This window comes from Bacillus sp. PS237, assembly GCF_037963345.1.
Classification (GTDB): domain Bacteria; phylum Bacillota; class Bacilli; order Bacillales; family Bacillaceae; genus Bacillus; species Bacillus subtilis.
The window spans coordinates 773,744-792,646 of sequence record NZ_CP150156.1; the positions used below are offsets into that span (position 1 = coordinate 773,744).

The following is an 18,903-nucleotide window of genomic DNA, read 5'->3' on the forward strand; positions in this document are numbered from 1 at the left end:
TTCTCAAGTATAGAAAAAACAGCGATCATGCGTCAATTGGGAGAACGGAATAATCATGACCATGAAAGGGAAATGTAGTCAAATAGAAGGCATTTCATACGGAAAGGAATGGTTCGATGAAGGAAACAAGCCCGATTCCTCAGCCGAAGACGTTTGGGCCGCTCGGCAATTTGCCTTTAATTGATAAAGACAAACCGACGCTTTCGCTGATCAAACTGGCGGAAGAACAGGGCCCGATTTTTCAAATCCATACACCCGCGGGCACGACCATTGTAGTGTCCGGCCATGAATTGGTGAAAGAGGTTTGTGATGAAGAACGGTTTGATAAAAGCATTGAAGGCGCCTTGGAAAAGGTTCGCGCATTTTCCGGTGACGGATTGTTTACGAGCTGGACGCATGAGCCTAACTGGAGAAAAGCGCACAACATTCTGATGCCGACGTTCAGCCAGCGGGCCATGAAGGACTATCATGAGAAAATGGTCGATATCGCTGTTCAGCTCATTCAAAAATGGGCAAGGCTCAACCCGAATGAAGCAGTCGATGTCCCGGGAGATATGACCCGGCTGACGCTCGACACCATTGGGCTATGCGGGTTTAACTACCGCTTTAACAGTTACTACAGAGAAACGCCCCACCCGTTTATCAACAGCATGGTGCGGGCGCTTGATGAAGCGATGCATCAAATGCAGCGGCTTGATGTTCAAGATAAGCTTATGGTCAGAACAAAGCGGCAATTCCGCTATGATATTCAAACGATGTTTTCGTTAGTCGACAGCATTATTGCAGAGCGCAGGGCGAATGGAGACCAGGATGAAAAAGATTTGCTCGCCCGCATGCTGAATGTGGAAGATCCGGAAACTGGTGAAAAGCTCGACGACGAAAATATCCGCTTTCAGATCATCACGTTTTTGATTGCCGGCCATGAAACAACGAGCGGCCTGCTTTCCTTTGCGACTTACTTTTTATTGAAGCATCCTGACAAACTGAAAAAGGCGTATGAAGAGGTCGATCGGGTGCTGACGGATGCAGCGCCGACCTATAAACAAGTGCTGGAGCTTACATACATACGGATGATTTTAAATGAATCACTGCGCTTATGGCCGACAGCTCCGGCTTTCAGCCTTTATCCAAAAGAAGACACAGTCATTGGCGGAAAATTTCCGATCACGACGAATGACAGAATTTCTGTGCTGATTCCGCAGCTTCATCGTGATCGAGACGCTTGGGGAAAGGACGCAGAAGAATTCCGGCCGGAACGGTTTGAGCATCAGGACCAAGTGCCTCATCATGCGTACAAACCATTCGGAAATGGACAACGGGCCTGTATCGGCATGCAGTTTGCCCTTCATGAAGCCACACTTGTGTTAGGCATGATTCTAAAATATTTCACATTGATTGATCATGAGAATTATGAGCTTGATATCAAACAAACCTTAACACTTAAGCCGGGCGATTTTCACATCAGTGTTCAAAGCCGTCATCAGGAAGCCATTCATGCAGACGTCCAGGCAGCTGAAAAAGCCGCGCCTGATGAGCAAAAGGAGAAAACGGAAGCAAAGGGTGCATCGGTCATCGGTCTTAACAACCGCCCGCTTCTCGTGCTGTACGGCTCAGATACCGGCACCGCAGAAGGCGTCGCCCGGGAGCTTGCTGATACTGCCAGTCTTCACGGCGTAAGGACAAAGACAGCACCTCTGAACGACCGGATTGGAAAGCTGCCGAAAGAGGGAGCGGTTGTCATTGTGACCTCGTCTTATAATGGAAAGCCGCCAAGCAATGCCGGACAATTCGTGCAGTGGCTTCAAGAAATCAAACCGGGTGAGCTTGAGGGCGTCCATTACGCGGTATTTGGCTGCGGCGACCACAACTGGGCGAGCACGTATCAATACGTGCCGAGATTCATTGATGAGCAGCTTGCGGAGAAAGGCGCGACTCGGTTTTCTGCGCGCGGGGAAGGGGATGTGAGCGGTGATTTTGAAGGGCAGCTTGACGAGTGGAAAAAAAGCATGTGGGCGGATGCCATCAAAGCATTCGGACTTGAGCTTAATGAAAACGCTGATAAGGAACGAAGCACGCTGAGCCTTCAGTTTGTCAGAGGGCTGGGCGAGTCTCCGCTCGCTAGATCGTACGAAGCCTCTCACGCATCCATTGCCGAAAATCGTGAACTCCAGTCCGCAGACAGCGATCGAAGCACTCGCCATATCGAAATTGCATTGCCGCCGGATGTTGAATATCAAGAGGGCGACCATCTTGGCGTATTGCCAAAAAACAGCCAAACCAATGTCAGCCGGATTCTTCACAGATTCGGTCTGAAGGGAACCGACCAAGTGACATTGTCGGCAAGCGGCCGCAGTGCGGGGCATCTGCCATTGGGCCGTCCTGTCAGCCTGCATGATCTTCTCAGCTACAGCGTCGAGGTGCAGGAAGCAGCCACAAGAGCGCAAATACGTGAACTGGCGTCATTTACAGTGTGTCCGCCGCATAGGCGCGAATTAGAAGAACTGTCAGCAGAGGGTGTTTATCAGGAGCAAATATTGAAAAAACGAATTTCCATGCTGGATCTGCTTGAAAAGTATGAAGCGTGTGACATGCCGTTTGAACGATTTTTAGAGCTTTTACGGCCGTTAAAACCGAGATACTATTCGATTTCAAGCTCTCCAAGAGTGAATCCGCGGCAAGCATCGATCACAGTCGGTGTCGTGCGCGGCCCGGCGTGGAGCGGCCGTGGCGAATACAGGGGTGTGGCATCAAATGATTTAGCTGAGCGTCAAGCCGGTGATGATGTCGTGATGTTTATCCGCACACCGGAATCCCGGTTTCAGCTTCCGAAAGACCCTGAAACGCCAATTATTATGGTCGGGCCAGGCACGGGAGTCGCGCCATTTCGCGGTTTCCTTCAAGCCCGCGATGTTTTAAAGCGGGAGGGCAAAACGCTCGGTGAGGCTCATCTCTATTTTGGATGCAGGAACGATCGGGATTTTATTTACCGAGATGAGCTTGAGCGGTTTGAAAAAGACGGAATCGTCACTGTCCACACAGCCTTTTCCCGAAAAGAGGGCATGCCGAAAACATATGTCCAGCATCTCATGGCTGACCAAGCAGATACATTAATATCAATCCTTGACCGCGGTGGCAGGCTTTATGTATGCGGTGATGGCAGCAAAATGGCCCCGGATGTGGAGGCGGCACTTCAAAAAGCGTATCAGGCTGTCCATGGAACCGGGGAACAAGAAGCGCAAAACTGGCTGAGACATCTGCAGGATACCGGTATGTACGCTAAGGATGTCTGGGCAGGGATATAGATAAAGAAGACTGGAGACATCCAGTCTTTTTAGTCCTTTCGAAAAAATGGTGATCGCGCTAAACATTGATGCATACAATAACTTCAGTCCGCCGGAAGGGCGGGCTGTCTGCAAAACCTATTTTTCGTTTTTGCTAGTTTATGTTATTCTTATACTCGGTATCTATTTCTTTTTTCAAAAGCACACATGACAAAAGAAATCCTTTTTTTATTTCCGAGAAAAAAATGTGAAACGAAATGAAGGTTTCTTTCGTCCAGTGATTGGTTTCCAAATGGTTGTAATAAAAATGATATGGTGCGAAACATAAATATTCCGGCTTGCCGCGGTGTATTTATTGTTGTGTGATGCCTTGATTTTGTTTGGAAAGAAGGAATTGGAAGGCAGGATATAAAGAGCAGGTAAATATGAATGAAGAACTTAAAGTGTTTAAGAAAGTAGAGGTTGCCATGAAGAAACTTTTTTCTTACAAACTTAGCTTTTTTGTGCTGGCTGTTATACTGTTTTGGGCAAAAACGTATTTATCCTACAAGACTGAGTTTAATCTTGGGGTAAAAGGCACAACTCAGGAGATCCTCCTGATATTTAACCCATTCTCAAGCGCCGTCTTCTTTTTAGGACTGGCTTTGCTGGCGAAAGGGCGTAAATCAGCCATTATTATGCTGATTATCGATTTCTTGATGACATTTGTGTTATATGCAAATATTTTATTCTATCGTTTCTTTGACGATTTCTTGACGTTCCCGAACATTAAACAGTCCGGAAACGTTGGAAACATGGGAGACGGGATTTTCAGTATCATGGCCGGTCATGATATTTTCTATTTCTTAGATATTATCATTTTGATTGCGGTATTGATCTGGAGACCTGAATTAAAAGAATACAAAATGAAAAAACGCTTTGCATCTTTAGTGATCCTTTCTGGGATCGCACTGTTTTTCATCAACCTGCACTATGCGGAAAAAGACCGTCCGCAACTGCTGACAAGAACGTTTGACCGCAATTATATTGTGAAATATTTAGGTTTATACAACTACACCATTTATGACGGTGTACAGACGGCTCAAACAGAGACGCAAAGAGCCTATGCAAGCAGCGATGATTTAACAAGTGTCGAGAATTACACGACGTCTCATTATGCGAAACCAAACGCCGAGTACTTCGGCTCTGCCAAAGGCAAAAATATCATTAAAATTCACCTCGAAAGCTTCCAGTCATTCCTGATTGACTACAAGCTAAACGGTGAAGATGTGACGCCTTTCTTAAATAAACTTGCGCACGGCGGGGAAGATGTGACGTATTTTGATAACTTCTTCCATCAGACAGGCCAGGGAAAAACATCTGATGCCGAGCTGACAATGGATAACTCGATCTTCGGTCTTCCTGAAGGCTCCGCGTTTGTGACGAAAGGCGAAAACACCTACCAGTCGCTTCCTGCGATTTTAGACCAGAAGGAAGGCTATACAAGCGCCGTCCTGCATGGTGATTACAAATCGTTCTGGAACCGTGACCAGATTTACAAACATATCGGATATGACAAGTTCTTCGACGCAAGCACGTATGATATGTCAGATGAAAATGTGATTAATATGGGGCTTAAGGATAAGCCGTTCTTTACAGAATCGATTCCAAAGCTTGAATCTCTTAAACAGCCATTTTATGCGCATTTGATTACATTGACAAACCATTATCCGTTTAACCTTGATGAAAAAGACGCGTCTCTTAAAAAAGCGACAACAGGCGATAACACAGTTGACAGCTACTTCCAGACAGCGCGTTACCTTGACGAAGCGCTTGAGCAATTCTTCAAGGAGCTGAAGGAAGCCGGCCTGTATGACAACTCAGTCATCATGATTTACGGTGACCATAACGGTATTTCTGAAAACCATAACCGAGCGATGAAAGAGATTCTTGGAAAAGAGATCACAGATTATCAAAACGCACAGAACCAGCGTGTGCCGCTGATGATCCGCGTTCCTGGCAAAAAAGGCGGAGTGAACCATACGTATGGCGGCGAAATTGACGTCATGCCGACACTTCTGCACTTAGAAGGAATTGATTCTCAGAAATATATCAACTTTGGTACTGATTTATTCTCTAAAGACCACGACGATACGGTGGCATTCAGAAACGGAGACTTCGTAACGCCGAAGTACACATCAGTCGACAATATCATTTACGATACGAAGACAGGTGAAAAACTGAAAGCGAATGAAGAAACGAAGAATCTGAAAACAAGAGTGAACCAGCAGCTGAGCCTTTCAGACAGTGTCCTGTACAAAGACTTGCTGAGGTTCCATAAACTAAATGATTTCAAAGCCGTTGATCCGTCAGACTATCATTACGGCAAGGAGAAAGAAATCAAATAAGATGAAAAAGAGCCTTGAGCGGGCGCATTGCCTTCGCTCAAGGCTCTTTTTTTGGTTATACAACCAACTTGAAAAAATAGATTCCATTTGGTCACCAAGGCTGGCTTTCTCTCATATCATTACAGTAGATTTTGAAACCGGATTGAAATCGGACAAATTATCGGGGAAATGCCTTGATAGATTGTGAAGATGTACCAGGTTTCGAACTCAATATTCATAGAGATGAGGGGTAGAGATGAAAGCGGTCATTCTCTGCGGCGGAAAAGGAACGAGAATGAGTGAAGTCACGAATGACATTCCTAAACCGCTCGCCATGATAGGCGGCAAACCGATTCTATGGCATATTATGAAAATTTATCAGTACTACGGAGTAAACGAGTTTATTCTGCTTTTGGGCTATAAAGGAGAAAAAATCAAGGAATACTTTCTCGACTATGAATGGAAGCACAACAGCCTGACACTCGACAGCTCTACGGGAGAGGTACAGATGCTGGGGCAGCCTGAAACGTGGAAAATTACGTTTTTGGAGACTGGGGTAGATACGCTGACAGCCGGAAGAATCTTGCAGGCGAAAGACTATATCGGTGATGAAACATTTCTGCTCACCTATGGAGACGGGCTGGCCAATATCAATCTTTTCCATCTCATCAGCTATCATCAGACAAAAGGTGCTGCCGCGACTGTCACCGGCATTGACAAAGTCTCGCAGTTTGGCACCTTGACAGTTGAGGATGGCATGGCGAAAACATTTTCTGAGAAGACATCAAGTGATGGAATCATCAACGGCGGATTCTTCGTTCTTAGTCCAAAGGTTTTCGATTATTTGCCGAAGGACGGGAACACGATGTTCGAAGATGAACCGCTGAAGAACCTTGCCAAAGATGGGGAGCTTGCTGTGTACCGCCATTACGGATTTTGGACGGCCATCGATACGTATAAAAATCTCTTAGAAGTCAACAAAATGTGGAATCAAGGACAACAAGTATGGAAGGTATGGTGAATTGATTTGAGTTTCTGGAAAAATAAAAACGTATTTGTCACGGGATGCACAGGTCTTTTAGGAAGCTATTTGGTGAAAGAGCTGATCGAACAGGGCGCAAACGTTACGGGGCTAGTCAGGGATCATGTGCCTCAATCCAATCTTTATCAGGGAGAACATATCAAGAAAATGAACATCGTGCGGGGCTCTCTTGAGGACTTGGCTGTGATTGAACGCGCGCTTGGCGAGTATGAGATCGACACAGTCTTTCATCTTGCTGCACAAGCGATTGTCGGCGTGGCAAACCGCAACCCGATTTCTACCTTTGAAGCGAATATCCTCGGCACCTGGAATATTCTCGAAGCCTGCCGCAAGCATCCGTTAATTAAGCGGGTCATTGTCGCTTCAAGTGATAAAGCTTACGGCGATCAAGAAAACCTTCCATACGATGAAAACATGCCGCTGCAAGGCAAGCACCCGTACGACGTCTCAAAAAGCTGCGCAGATCTGATCAGCCACACCTATTTTCACACGTACGGGCTTCCGGTCTGCATTACGCGCTGCGGAAACTTATACGGCGGCGGAGATTTGAACTTCAACCGCATCATTCCTCAGACGATTCAGCTTGTGCTGAACGGGGAAGCGCCGGAAATCCGAAGCGACGGCACATTTGTACGGGACTACTTCTATATTGAAGACGCCGTTCAGGCTTATCTGCTTCTTGCAGAAAAAATGGAAGAAAACAATCTTGCCGGAGAGGCCTTTAACTTCAGCAATGAGATCCAGCTGACCGTACTTGAACTGGTAGAGAAAATATTAAAGAAAATGAACAGTAATCTGAAACCTAAGGTGCTGAATCAGGGAAGCAATGAAATCAAACATCAATATTTATCCGCGGAAAAAGCAAGAAAGCTGCTGAATTGGACACCGGCCTACACTATTGATGAGGGACTTGAAAAAACGATTGAGTGGTATACGGAATTCTTCAAAAAGTAATGTGAAACGAGGTGAACAAGACTGTGACCAGCGCGTATTGCACCGTTTTATCAAAAGGAAGATTATATCAGGCAGTCGCTTTGTTTAAGTCGTTAGAGCAAGTTGATCAAGACAGTCCCATTTTTATACTTTGCATGGATGAAGATACGCACCGCGTGTTACAGAAGCTGAAGATGAAGCAGCTGAACCTTGTGCCGGTGGCCGCTCTTGAAAATGAATTGCTGCTGAAGCTGAAGGAAACTAGAGATCAAAGTGAGTATTGCTGGACGATGAAGCCGATCTTTCTGCAAGCTGTGCTGAACAGCAATCCTGAGCTGGAGCGTGTGACGTATATTGACGGGGATCTCTTTTTCTATGCAGATCCATCGCCGATTTTTGAAAACCAGCCGGACTGCTCGGTGTTGCTTTCACGAGGGGATATTGTAATCCCTTCTTTTGAGAAAGAGCAGATTGACATGCTGCAGCGTCTTTTAGGCAGATATAATTCCGGGTTTATCAGCTTCAAGCATGATGATGCAGGCACGGATTGCTTGGAGTGGTGGAAGGAACGCTGTCTTGAGGAATGCAAAAATGCACCGGGTGAAGGGAAATTCGGTGATCAGGGCTATTTGGATTATATGTCTGAGCTGTTTCCGAATGTGTGTGACATTACAACACCCGGCGTGAACATCGGCCATTGGAATTATGGACAGCATACGTTTTCCTGGAAAGATGGCCGGATCGTGCTGGAGGATGGCAGTCCGCTGATCTTTTATCATTTCAGCGGATACCGAATCGTCAGCATCAATGAAATCAAACAGATTCATGAAACAACCCGCACAGATCTGCCGTTTGTGCATGAACTGTATCAAGAGACACTGCCGCATATCATTCAGCACATGCAAACGTTAGACCCTGAATTTAACGGTTTTGCTTCAAAAGATGACAACAAATAAATGAGTAAATACAGGAAGTGAAAATGAAGTGAAAGCAAGCGTTATTATTCCTGCATATAATTCGAAGGAGCGTCTTTACAACAGCCTTCTGTCATTAAACCAGCAGGAGTGCGATGAAGAATTTGAAGTCATTGTAGCGGACAATGGCTCTGAGGACGGGACGCTCTCGATGCTTGAGTCATTTCAAGCTGATTTTCCGCTGATCTTTACACGGATTAAAGAAAACAGGGGCATTGCGTACGGACGAAATCAGGCGCTTCGCAATGCCAGAGGAGACATCCTGATTTTCCATGACAGCGATATGCTTGCGGCAAAGGACCTTGTGGCAAAACATATTAAAGCCCATGAGAACGAAGAGAATCTCGTCGTGTGCGGGTTGTTTTGGAAACGGATCTACAGTTTTTACTATGAACGATTTGAAGAAGAACATAAGGAACAGCTCGCAAAGCTCACAGGTGAAATGCCGAAGAAAGACAAACAAAAGCTGCTGGAGGAAGCGGACATCAAAAACGGAAGCTTTCTTGATAAAAGCTTTGACCTCGATACCGACTTTATAGACGTGCTCAAGAAGATTTTAGATGAGTACGGCGATGACTTGAAAGGCTATCATATGCCATGGCGCTTTTTTATCACGAATAATTCCTCTGTGAAACGCAAGCATGTGGTTGACCTCGGTTTATTTGACGAAGGCATTGTGCGGTACGGGTTTGAGGATTATGACCTCGGGATCAGGCTTCATCAGGCCGGATTGACCTTCAGGCTTCGCCGTGATATTGTCAGTGTTCATCAGGAACATCCAAGCAATTGTAAGTCTGTAGACGATATTCGGGCAAACATTGCCTATATGTGCGATAAATACAATAACATCCGCTCCTTAGACGTTCATCTCGCTTTTAATGGGCCGTTCCCGCCTGACATGACGAACAGAATCATGGCTGATATTCAAAAGCTGCTGGAATCACAGAAATATGATATGCTGCTGAATCTGTTTCTTGAGCTTCTGCATGTTGTTAAAGAGCGCAACATTGATCCGGATTGGCGAAAGAAATCCCCAAGGGTGACGGCGAAAAGCTTTGATTTGCAAACTGTCCGCAAGCTTCTGCCTAAGGCGAAGAAAAAGCTAGGCGTGAACGATTTTGCCAACGCACTGTATGCGCTTGTCAACGATTTGCTGCACGTGGATCTTAGATCATTGGATGTGGTATAAGTGAGTACATTTCATTTTTCAACGATAGTGTCAAGGACACATATCTTTAAGCTCATGCCTATGATTCATTCTCTCCATGAGCATTGCGATGATTTTCATTTATATGTGCTGTGTGTCGACCAGAAAGCGTATGAATTGCTTCAGCACGTTCCATGGGAGCATGTAACCTTTGTGCAGCTGCATGAAATGGAAGACCCGGAGCTGTTGAAAGCGAAAAGCAACAGAACGTTTCATGAATATTGCTGGACGTTAAAGCCCGCCTTTTTGTTTCATGTGATGAGCAAGTGGGATGACGCTGAATACTTTGCCCATATGGATACGGATCTATTTTTCTTTTCTGATCCGGCACGTATTTTTGCAGAAAACCCAACGGCGTCTCTGTATTTGACTGATCATCGTAATTCGCCGCGCTTCATGTCCTACTACGACCGAACCGGACGCTTTAATACAGGCTTTGTCGGCGCCGGTAATACAAAGGAAGCATATGAAGCGGTGTGGCAGTGGAGACAGGACTGTATTGAATTTTGCACGGTCGAAATGGATACGGAACGAAAGACATATGGTGATCAAAGATATGTGGAGAAATGGCCGGAGCAGTTTAAAGGTGTTCATGTTGTCAAATCCATAGGAGCCAATACAGCGCTTTGGAATATCGAAAACTATAAGGTCGGGCAAAAGGACGGCCGCGTGTATATAGATGAAACGCCGCTGATTTTCTATCATTTCTCTGGGTTTACGCTGGTGACAGAAAAAGAGTTTAATCTTTGCTGGTACTACCGGATTGAAGACGAAGCGACAATTAAGATGATTTATATGCCCTATATATTAAATCTGAAAAGATGGATTGATGAAATACAGTCGGCGTTTCCGGACTTTGCGGATGGCTTTATCCCGAAGCACGCAGTGCCTGACACTCATTTTATCCAGCTGGATTAAAAAACCCCCTGCCGCCTGGCAGGGGTTTTTTCAGCTATGCCATTCTCTCAGCTTCTGGTCACTTGGCAATAGGAAGGCAAGGATGCCGAGGACAGGGAGAAAGGCAATGGCGATCATCGTCGGGGTCAGTCCCGCGGCATCAATCAGAGCGCCCAGCGCCACAGCGCCGATTGCGCCCATCCCGAAGGCAAGCCCGACGGTTAAACCGGACATTGTGCCGATTTTTCCAGGAACTAGCTCCTGTGCGTAGACGACCGTTACAGAAAAGCTCGACATCAGAACCAAGCCAATCAATGCGAGCACGCCGTAGGCGAGAACCGGGCCGGCAAATGGCAGCACAATCGCCAGCGGCGCCGAGCATAACAGCGAACCGAGGATAACGAAGCGTTTTCCAAAACGGTCTGCAAGCGGGCCGCCGAGAAACGTGCCGATCGCGCCGAACAGCAAGAAGACAAAAATATAGCTTTGTGCCTGCTGAATGCTTACGTGATAGGTATCCATCGCGTAAAACGTGTAAAAGTTACCGATCGCACTCGTATACCAAGAACGAGCAAAAATGAGAAATATAATAATAATAAGAGCAGATACAACAGATTTGGTGATGGCCGTGTTTTCAGCCGTTTTCTTTTGCTTGCCTGATTTCTGGGCAAGGCTGCCGAGACGTGAGGCGTACCATTTCGCAATATACATGAGAAACATAACAGCAAGCGCGGCGACAAGCGTGAACCAAACAGCGCCGAATTGCCCGAGCGGCACAAGGATCAGCGCGGTGATCAGCGGTGCCATCGCCTGGCCTGAGTTTCCGCCCACCTGATAAATCGATTGGGCGAGCCCGCGTTTTGTGCCGGCGGCCATATACGCCACACGGGAGCCCTCCGGATGGAAAATGGCCGAGCCTAATCCAATGAAAAACACACAGCATAAGATCGTTATGAATGACGGGGCAAATGCAAGGCCCAAAATGCCAAGCATGCTGGCGGTCAAACCGACTGGCAGCGCATACGGCCGCGGCCGTTTATCGGTATACCAGCCGACAACAGGCTGCATGACGGATGACACCATGTTTAATGTGAAAGCAATGATGCCGAGCTGTGTAAACGTCAGGCTCATGGAGCGTTCCAAAATAGGGAACATGGCCGGAATCACAGCCTGAAGCGAATCGTTGAGCATATGGCAAATTCCGATAATAATCAAAATCGGATACACCGTGGTGCCTGGTTTTTGAACTGTTTTTTCTTTTAACGGGGCGGCGATAGCCATTGAGTCTCCTCCTTACATATATAACCAAAGCATACCACCATATTATTCATAAGGTGAAGAATTTATCAAGAGGAAAAAAGATTCTTATGAAAGAAATACCGTCAGCCTGATTAGCAGCTGACGGTATTTTCGATATTCAAAATGTGATATAGCTCTTCAAGCTTACGAATCTCATAGGTTGGTATGATCTCTGGCACATTCGGCTTCATGTCAGGGTTCATCCAGCAAGTATCAAGCCCGGCGAGCTGTCCGCCTTTGATATCAGCAGTTAGTGAATCCCCGATGATTAATGTGTGCTCTGCTGAAAATTGAGGAATCCGTTCAAACACGTAATTGAAATATTCCTTCATCGGCTTTTGGAAGCCGGTGTCTTCAGAAACGAAAATGTCCTTGAAGAATGGAAATAATCCTGAATCACGGAGACGCTTATATTGTGTGTGAGACACGCCGTTTGTCACGATGTACAAATCAAACTGTTGCTGCAGATTTGAGATGAGATCAAATGCACCGTCAATAAGCTGATGTCCTTCTTCAAGAAAGCGGCGGTATTTTTGCTCAAGCAAAGCGCCGTCCGCTTCGTAACCGTACTCCTTGAGCAAAGCGGAAAAACGTGTGTTTACGACTTCATCCCGTGTCATCTTACCTTCTTCAAAGGCTCTCCAGAGACCTTGATTGATGGTTTTATACTGCGCCTTCATGTCATTTGTTAAAGGAATGTTCTGATCTTCAAACAGCAAACGCAGGGCTAAAGCTTCTGCCGCTTGAAAATCAAGGATGGTATCATCTACATCAAATAATAAAGTGCGGTATCGCTTCATCTGTGTGTCTCCCTTTCTCATATGTATTCAAAGTATAGCACATAAAAAAAGGAAAAAGCCGGCGGGTGAGGCACCGCCGGCTGAAAAGAGATTATTTGTTTAATAAGCTGTGTTTTCTCGAATATAGGAAGTAAACCAGCGTTCCGACAGCGATCCAGATGACAAATGAAAGCCATGTGACGCCGGGAAGGCTGTACATGAACCAAAGGCAGATGCCTGCGCTGATAATCGGCACAACCGGAACGAATGGCACTCTGAAGGACGCTTTGATTTCAGGATGTTTCTTTCTTAACACAATGACAGCAATGGAAATGACCGTAAACGCGGCAAGTGTTCCCATGTTCACCAGATGGGCCAGCGTTCCGAGGTTAATAAAGCCGGCGATTCCCGCTGCAACGATCCCTGTCAGCCATGTGTTGCGGAACGGGGTTTTAAATGACGGATGAACCTTTGCGAACAATCCAGGCAGAAGGCCGTCTCTGCTCATGGCAAATGTCAAGCGGACCTGTGCGTACAGCAAAGCGAGCATCACCGTCGTAATCCCGATAATCGCACCGACAGAAATAATTCCGGCAACAGCGTCCTGTCCGACGAATTTCAGCGCAAAGGATACAGGATCTCCGACATTCAATTTGGCATAAGGCATCATGCCTGTCAGCACAAGCGATACCGCGATGTACAGAACCGTACAGACGGCTAGAGCTGAAATAATGCCGACGGGCATGTTTTTTTGCGGATTTTTCACTTCCTCTGATGCGTTAGAAACCGCGTCAAACCCAAGGTACGCGAAGAATACAGTGGCAGCGCTAAGTATGACGCCTTTCATCCCGAATGGCATAAAAGGAGACCAGTTATCCGGTTTCACATAGCCGATGCCGACAATAATGAACAATAATATGATCGCGATTTTCATCAGTACGATGACGTTGTTAAAGCGTGTGCTTTCCTTGACGCCTCTGCTGACAATCGCAGTGATGAGGAGAATGATCACCGCAGCCGGAAGGTTAAATACGGCGCCCGCCATGCTTCCCGGCGCTCCTGTCAGTGCAGCCGGAATATGAAGATTGAAGCCGGCAAGCAGTGATTGAAAGTATGAAGACCAGCCGGTGGCAACCGCCGACAGTGCAATGACATATTCAAGCATGAGATCCCATCCGATCAAAAAGGCGAGCAGCTCTCCAAGTGTCACGTATGAGTATGAGTACACGCTTCCCGAAATCGGAATGGAAGACGAAAACTCAGCATAACAGAAAGCAGCCAGCGCACAGGCGAGCCCCGCTAAAATAAACGATATGATGAGGGCGGGACCTGCACCGGTCGCTGCCACTGTTCCTGTAATGACAAAAATCCCTGTACCGATGACACAACCGATACCGAGCAAGGTTAAATCAAATGCGCTTAACGTACGGGCAAGGCTTTTTGACTTGCTCTGCGCACTCAATGTTTCAAGCGGTTTTTTTCTAAATAATGAACTCATCAAAAGTTCCTCCTAGAAATATTCAAAATATTCTAATCATTATATGCAGTTCTTGTTGTATTATATTGTCGAAATTTGACGTAGTCAATAAAATATTTTTCTGCTTTAAATGATAGAAGCGAAACAGCGTTGTCGTATCATAGGATAGTAATTTTTACTAATCGTATATTCAATTTTATGCAAGATGAACCGATAGAAAAAATAGATTCGCCCATATTTTGATTTGCGGTTATAAAGGAGATGCTGACCATGTTTCAATATGAAGAGTTGAATAAACAGTTTATCGGCGGGAAATGGCAGGAGGGCAGCAGCCCAAATGTATTGGAAAACAAAAATCCTTATACTCAAAAAACATTCACAACATTCCGTAAAGCGACTGCTGACGATGTAGATGAAGCGTATCGGGCAGCGGCGCTGGCAAAGAAAAAATGGGATGCGGTCAACCCGTTCGAGAAAAGAACCATTTTAGAAAAAGCCGTCACGTATATTGAAGAAAATGAAGAAGCCATTATTTATTTGATTATGGAGGAGCTAGGCGGTACAAGGCTCAAAGCAGCTTTTGAAATCGGTCTTGTCAAAAACATCATAAAAGAAGCGGCAACGTTCCCAATCCGCATGGAGGGGAAAATTCTTCCGTCAACAATAGATGGCAAGGAAAACAGATTATATCGCGTGCCGGCAGGCGTTGTCGGTGTCATCAGTCCGTTTAACTTCCCATTCTTTTTATCTATGAAATCAGTGGCGCCTGCACTCGGAGCCGGCAATGGCGTTGTGCTAAAGCCGCATGAGGAAACGCCGATTTGCGGCGGAACGCTGATTGCGAAAATTTTTGAGAACGCGGGAATTCCAGCGGGGCTGCTGAATGTTGTTGTCACAGACATTGCTGAAATCGGCGACAGCTTCGTTGAGCATCCAGTGCCGCGGATCATCTCATTTACCGGTTCTACGAAAGTCGGCAGCTACATCGGACAGCTTGCGATGAAGCATTTTAAAAAGCCGCTTCTTGAGCTTGGCGGGAACAGCGCCTTCATCGTACTTGAGGATGCAGATATAGAATATGCGGTCAATGCGGCGGTGTTCAGCCGATTTACACATCAAGGGCAGATTTGCATGTCAGCCAACCGCGTGCTTGTTCATTCTTCTATTTATGACAAGTTCCTTGAGCTGTACCAGGCAAAAGTGGAATCGCTGAAAGTCGGCGACCCAATGGACCCTGATACGATTATCGGGCCATTAATCAACAGCAGACAGACGGACGGGCTGATGAAGACTGTAGAGCAAGCAATTGAAGAAGGCGCTGTACCAGTGAAGCTTGGCGGATTTAACGGGACGATCGTGGAACCGACGATCTTAAAAGACGTCAAACCGTTCATGAGCATTGCCAAGGAAGAGCTGTTCGGACCAGTCGTCTCCTTTATGAAGTTTGATTCAGAAGACGAAGCGGTGGATATCGCAAACGAAACCCCGTTTGGCTTGAGCGGTGCCGTACATACGTCAAATCTTGAGCGCGGCGTGGCTTTTGCGAAACGCATTGAAACAGGCATGATTCACGTCAATGACACGACCATCAATGATGAACCGAATGTAGCCTTCGGCGGTGAAAAGCAATCAGGCCTCGGCCGTTTAAACGGTGAGTGGAGCCTCGAAGAATTTACAACGCTGAAATGGATCTCGGTCCAGCACGAAAAACGCAGCTTCCCTTATTAATGAAAAGGAGTGAATGGAATTGACCATAAATACGGAAAAAGAAACCGCAGATATTCTGGACGCATTTATCAAAGTAGCCCCTTATTTAAACAGCCTGGTTCAGGATGATATTACAATCGGCATTTATGATACGGAAAAACTGCTCGTGAATATACCGGCCAAAACCTTTTCGCTGAACGTAAAAGCCGGCGATCCGCTGCAGGAAGGGGATATCATCACAGATGCCATCCGCAGCAATCAGAAGAAGACGAGCATGGTTCCGAAAGAATTGTTCGGCTTCCCATTGATCGCGCGTGCCATCCCGCTGCACGACGAGAATGGAAGAGTCATTGGAGGCGTCGGCCTCGGAACGAGCCTTGAGGAGTCGTCAAAGCTGCATGATGTCGCGGAAAGCTTATCAGCTGTTGTTGAACAAACAGCCGCGGCTATTTCCGACATTTCTGAATCAATTAACGGGTTTTCAACTCAAATGTCGGGCATTTCCTCTCAGGCGAAAAAAGTAAGCGAAAGCGCCGGTGAAATCGCCGATATTTCAGTAACTGTTAAAGGCATCTCGGACCAAAGCAATCTGCTCGGCTTGAACGCCGCGATCGAAGCGGCAAGAGCAGGGGAGTCCGGAAAAGGATTCTCTGTCGTCGCAGATGAGATCAGAAAGCTAGCGACGCATTCAAAAGAAAATGTCGGCCAAATTGACCAGATTACGAAAAAAATCCACAGCCTGCTGAAAGGGCTGGAGGAATCCATTGAGTCGATTAACCAGCATACAGACGGACAAGCCGCTGCTGTTGAACAAATTTCCGCCACGATGCAGGAGATTTCAGGAAGCGCGCAGCATCTTGCGAAAATGGCCGAAAAAGCGCTTGAGGAAGAGTAAGAGACCGGGGACAAACATCCCCGGTCTTTTTCTTATCCTGCATTTCCATGAAATTCGTCTGACGTTTTACTAGTTTTATTCCAGCGGCTGATTTAAAATGTACACATGAACTTACGTGAGGATTGATAGGAACCATGAGCATATTAAAAGCGGAAAATCTTTATAAAACATACGGAGATAAAACATTATTTGACCATATCTCCTTTCATATTGAAGAGAATGAGAGAATCGGATTAATCGGGCCGAACGGAACAGGAAAATCAACGCTGTTGAAAGTGATTGCCGGCTTGGAATCTATCGAAGAAGGAGAAATCACGAAATCCGGAAGCGTGCAGGTCGAATTTCTTCATCAAGACCCGGAGCTGCCTGCGGGGCAAACAGTGCTGGAGCATATCTATTCCGGTGAATCGGCTGTGATGAAAACCTTGCGTGAATATGAAAAAGCGCTGTATGAACTGGGGAAAGATCCCGAAAATGAACAGCGCCAGAAACACCTGCTGGCAGCACAAGCGAAAATGGACGCGAACAATGCATGGGATGCAAACACCTTGGCAAAAACCGTATTGTCTAAGCTGGGCGTCAACGACGTAACAAAACCGGTCAATGAGCTCTCAGGCGGCCAGAAAAAACGGGTGGCCATTGCCAAAAACTTAATTCAGCCCGCTGATTTGCTCATTTTGGACGAGCCGACAAACCATTTGGATAATGAAACGATTGAGTGGCTTGAAGGGTATTTAAGCCAATATCCCGGCGCCGTCATGCTGGTGACGCACGATAGATATTTCTTAAACCGTGTCACCAACCGCATTTATGAGCTTGAAAGAGGCAGCCTCTACACTTACAAAGGCAACTATGAAGTGTTTTTAGAAAAACGCGCGGAACGGGAAGCGCAGGCTGAGCAAAAGGAAACGAAGCGGCAAAACCTGCTGCGCCGCGAACTGGCTTGGCTCAGACGAGGAGCGAAAGCCCGCTCCACAAAACAAAAAGCGAGAATTGACCGGGTAGAGACGCTTAAAGAGCAGACAGGCCCTCAGTCATCAGGTTCACTCGATTTTGCCATTGGCTCGCACCGTCTCGGAAAACAGGTTATTGAAGCGGAGAACGTCATGATCGCTTATGACGGCCGCATGCTCGTCGACCGTTTTAATGAACTTGTCATACCAGGTGAACGGATCGGGATCATCGGGCCGAACGGCATCGGGAAAACAACGCTGTTAAATGCCCTTGCCGGCCGTCATACGCCGGACGGAGGCGATATTACGATCGGACAGACGGTCAGAATCGGCTACTATACTCAGGATCATAGTGAAATGAACGGTGAGTTAAAAGTCATTGACTATATAAAAGAAACGGCGGAGGTCGTAAAAACGGCAGATGGCGATATGATTACAGCTGAACAAATGCTCGAGCGTTTCCTCTTCCCGCGTTCGATGCAGCAGACGTATATCCGCAAGCTGTCCGGCGGGGAAAAACGCCGTTTATACTTGCTTCAGGTTCTCATGCAGGAGCCGAATGTCCTGTTTCTCGATGAGCCGACGAACGATTTGGATACTGAAACATTAAGCGTTCTTGAGGATTATATTGACCAGTTCCCAGGCGTCGTCATCACCGTATCCCATGACCGCTATTTCCTTGACCGCGTCGTCGACCGTTTGATTGTATTTGAAGGAAATGGTGTCATTTCCCGCTTTCAAGGCTCCTATAGCGACTATATGGAGGAGTCAAAAGCGAAAAAAGCGGCCCCAAAACCGGCAGCTGAGGAAAAAACGGCTGAAGCCGAGCCGAAGAAAAAACGGAAAAAGCTTTCTTACAAAGACCAGTTGGAATGGGACGGCATCGAAGATAAAATTGCCCAGCTGGAAGAAAAGCATGAACAGCTTGAAGCTGACATCGCCGCAGCAGGCAGTGATTTTGGCAAAATCCAAGAGCTGATGGCCGAGCAGGCGAAAACGGCGGAAGAGCTTGAGGCTGCGATGGACCGCTGGACAGAATTGTCCCTCATGATCGAAGAACTGGAAAGCTAAAAAGCGTGGCCGCAGCAGGCCG

13 protein-coding genes are annotated in these 18,903 nt (G+C 46.6%); 10 read left to right on the plus strand and 3 right to left on the minus strand.

Annotated features, from left to right (window positions below; translation table 11 throughout):
* The first annotated feature begins 116 nt into the window (after positions 1 to 116).
* From cypD to NST22_RS04010, 7 genes are all read left to right on the plus strand, one after another.
* Positions 117 to 3,302, plus strand: a complete 3,186-nt coding sequence (gene cypD, locus NST22_RS03980; protein ID WP_003242884.1) for a bifunctional P-450/NADPH--P450 reductase — start codon at positions 117 to 119, stop codon at positions 3,300 to 3,302.
* Positions 3,303 to 3,748: 446 nt separating this feature from the next.
* A complete protein-coding gene (gene ltaS1, locus NST22_RS03985) occupies positions 3,749 to 5,668 on the plus strand; it encodes a lipoteichoic acid synthase LtaS1 (protein WP_339232971.1) in 1,920 nt (639 codons plus the stop codon).
* A gap of 235 nt (positions 5,669 to 5,903) precedes the next feature.
* The gene (locus NST22_RS03990; protein ID WP_003244408.1) at positions 5,904 to 6,668 is read left to right on the plus strand and encodes a glucose-1-phosphate cytidylyltransferase; all 765 of its coding nucleotides are present in this window, start codon (positions 5,904 to 5,906) and stop codon (positions 6,666 to 6,668) included.
* Positions 6,669 to 6,674: 6 nt separating this feature from the next.
* Complete coding sequence (locus NST22_RS03995) at positions 6,675 to 7,643, plus strand: GDP-mannose 4,6-dehydratase (RefSeq protein WP_003244102.1); 969 nt, start codon at positions 6,675 to 6,677, stop codon at positions 7,641 to 7,643.
* Positions 7,644 to 7,666: 23 nt separating this feature from the next.
* Entirely contained in the window at positions 7,667 to 8,578 is a 912-nt protein-coding gene (locus NST22_RS04000; protein WP_003243130.1) for a putative nucleotide-diphospho-sugar transferase, read from the plus strand.
* 28 nt (positions 8,579 to 8,606) lie between these two features.
* The gene (locus NST22_RS04005) at positions 8,607 to 9,785 is read left to right on the plus strand and encodes a glycosyltransferase family 2 protein (protein ID WP_003233779.1); all 1,179 of its coding nucleotides are present in this window, start codon (positions 8,607 to 8,609) and stop codon (positions 9,783 to 9,785) included.
* Positions 9,786 to 10,721, plus strand: a complete 936-nt coding sequence (locus NST22_RS04010) for a putative nucleotide-diphospho-sugar transferase (protein ID WP_009966783.1) — start codon at positions 9,786 to 9,788, stop codon at positions 10,719 to 10,721.
* A gap of 30 nt (positions 10,722 to 10,751) precedes the next feature.
* Here the strand turns inward: NST22_RS04010 and NST22_RS04015 are convergent, their stop codons facing one another.
* The 3 genes from NST22_RS04015 to NST22_RS04025 form a co-directional block, all read right to left on the minus strand.
* Complete coding sequence (locus tag NST22_RS04015) at positions 10,752 to 11,981, minus strand: MFS transporter (protein WP_003243467.1); 1,230 nt, start codon at positions 11,979 to 11,981, stop codon at positions 10,752 to 10,754.
* 110 nt (positions 11,982 to 12,091) lie between these two features.
* Entirely contained in the window at positions 12,092 to 12,799 is a 708-nt protein-coding gene (locus tag NST22_RS04020) for a YjjG family noncanonical pyrimidine nucleotidase (protein ID WP_003244307.1), read from the minus strand.
* Between the two features lie 91 nt (positions 12,800 to 12,890).
* The gene (locus NST22_RS04025) at positions 12,891 to 14,276 is read right to left on the minus strand and encodes an amino acid permease (protein ID WP_003242995.1); all 1,386 of its coding nucleotides are present in this window, start codon (positions 14,274 to 14,276) and stop codon (positions 12,891 to 12,893) included.
* 249 nt (positions 14,277 to 14,525) lie between these two features.
* On the opposite strand from NST22_RS04025, the gene yfmT reads away from it, so the two are divergent.
* The 3 genes from yfmT (at position 14,526) to NST22_RS04040 (ending at position 18,881) form a co-directional block, all read left to right on the plus strand.
* Complete coding sequence (yfmT, locus tag NST22_RS04030; protein WP_003244104.1) at positions 14,526 to 15,983, plus strand: benzaldehyde dehydrogenase; 1,458 nt, start codon at positions 14,526 to 14,528, stop codon at positions 15,981 to 15,983.
* Positions 15,984 to 15,996: 13 nt separating this feature from the next.
* A complete protein-coding gene (locus NST22_RS04035; RefSeq protein ID WP_003233767.1) occupies positions 15,997 to 16,857 on the plus strand; it encodes a methyl-accepting chemotaxis protein in 861 nt (286 codons plus the stop codon).
* 134 nt (positions 16,858 to 16,991) lie between these two features.
* Positions 16,992 to 18,881: an ABC-F family ATP-binding cassette domain-containing protein gene (locus NST22_RS04040; protein WP_003244423.1), complete on the plus strand. Its 1,890-nt coding sequence runs from the start codon at positions 16,992 to 16,994 to the stop codon at positions 18,879 to 18,881.
* The last annotated feature ends 22 nt before the right edge of the window (positions 18,882 to 18,903 follow it).